The sequence below is a fragment of the Erythrobacter sp. CCH5-A1 genome, assembly GCF_001557115.1.
Lineage (GTDB): Bacteria > Pseudomonadota > Alphaproteobacteria > Sphingomonadales > Sphingomonadaceae > Erythrobacter.
Genome location: NZ_LSKQ01000276.1, coordinates 1 through 1,317, shown reverse-complemented (window position 1 = coordinate 1,317; position 1,317 = coordinate 1). Strand labels below are relative to the sequence as shown.

1 protein-coding gene is annotated in these 1,317 nt (G+C 59.2%); it reads right to left on the bottom strand.

Annotated features, from left to right (window positions below; all coding sequences use genetic code 11):
• Nucleotides 1-36: 36 nt before the first annotated feature.
• Entirely contained in the window at nt 37-1,260 is a 1,224-nt protein-coding gene (locus tag AX708_RS17350; protein ID WP_067490511.1) for an IS256 family transposase, read from the bottom strand.
• Nucleotides 1,261-1,317: the final 57 nt, after the last annotated feature.

Genomic DNA, 1,317 nt, shown 5'->3' with positions numbered 1-1,317 from the left:
GGGACTGTAAGGAATTTTGTGCTTGGCCGTTATTTGTTAGGCCAATGGGAAGCGGTCTTCGAACATGATGGCGAGCTGGCTTCTGACGGCGTGCCATTCGCGCACTGAGCGCTTCCATTCGGGTGAGGTAGCATTGAGGGCCAGATAGATCAATTTGGCGGCGGCCTCGTCGCTGGGGAAATGGCCCCTGGTTCTGACGGCGCGGCGGATTTTGGAGTTCAAGGCCTCAATGGCGTTTGTGGTGTAGATTAGTCGGCGGACTTCGGGCGGGTAATCCAGGAACGGGATGACTTCGCTCCATGCGCGGCGCCAGCTTGGCGCAATTGCGGGATATTGCCGGGCAAGATCGCTGTCTTCGAATGTCGTGAGCGCAGCCTCTGCCGCTGCGGCGTCCACGGCGGTGTAAACGGCTTTCAAAGCGGCGGCTACGGCTTTGCGATCCTTGTAGCTGGCAAAGTTCATGGAATGGCGTAGCAAGTGCACGATGCAGGTCTGCACGCGGGTCTGGGGGAACACCGCCTCGATGGCCTGTGGGAAGCCCTTGAGGCCATCGACTACTGCGATCAGGATATCCTGAACGCCCCGATTGCGCAGATCATTAAGGACCTTGGCCCAGAACTTGGCGCCCTCGTTGGCCTGGAACCATATGCCCAGCACCTCCCGCGAGCCATCCGGCAGGATCGCCAGCGCCACGAAAACCGCCTTGTTGGCAACCACCCCATCGCTGCGGATGTTGACCCGGATCGCGTCCATAAAGACGATCGGGTAGCAGGGCTCCAGGGGACGGTTCTGCCAAGCAGTGACCTCGTCCATGACCGCGTCGGTAATCGCCGAAATCAGCGCTGGTGACGCCTCAACGCCATAGATCTCCTCAATGTGTCCTTGGATCTCCCGGGTCGTCATGCCACGGGCGTACATGCTGATAATCTTGCGGTCGAACTCGGGAAAGCGGCGCTGGTACTTGGCAATCAGCAGCGGGTCGAACGTGCCGTTCCGGTCGCGAGGAATATCCAGAACTACCTTGCCACTGCCGGTGGTCACAGTCTTCTGGCTGGTGCCGTTGCGCCGGTTGACGGGCTGCCTCTGGCCATCCGGAGCTTCCCCTGTGCGCTCCTCATCAAGGTGGACATCCAGCTCCGTACTCAGAGCGCGTTCCGCAAGCGCCTTGGTCAGCTCTGCCAAAATGCCGGTCTTACCAAAAAGGTCGCCCGGTGAGCGGCCTTCCATCAAGCGGTTCAACAGGTCTTTATCAATGCTCATCGTGGGTCTCCTCTGAAAGCAGTTACCACGGCCGAGCACAAAATTTTAAACAGTCTC